Source organism: Vibrio sp. 10N.222.49.A3, assembly GCF_041475145.1.
GTDB lineage: Bacteria > Pseudomonadota > Gammaproteobacteria > Enterobacterales > Vibrionaceae > Vibrio > Vibrio tasmaniensis_A.
The window spans coordinates 1-298 of the sequence record NZ_JBFRVM010000234.1; the positions used below are offsets into that span (position 1 = coordinate 1).

General features: G+C 51.0%; 1 pseudogene. It reads left to right on the top strand.

From position 1 onward, the window contains the following. Positions 1 to 298: pseudogene (locus tag AB4589_RS23840) on the top strand (conjugal transfer protein TraG); the annotation flags it as partial.

The following is a 298-nucleotide window of genomic DNA, read 5'->3' on the forward strand; positions in this document are numbered from 1 at the left end:
ACACCCGAACTTCGGTTGAGCAGTTTGCCCATGATTTTGCGATTAACGCCAGCAACACCAAGTCTCTTGGTGTAAGTGCCATGCAAAGCCAATCGGACTTGAACGCCCTCTCGAATACTCAAACGCGCCTAGACTCTGGCAGTGCCAGCTTTACGGCCAACGCTATTCAAGGCTTCCAGAATTACTTGGAGAACACAGTTCCGCACAAACCAGACGTCCAACGCCTAATGACCGCTTACCAACCGGAAGATATTGCCGAGGCGAAAGAGCAATGGCAAGACTACACACGCACTGAAGA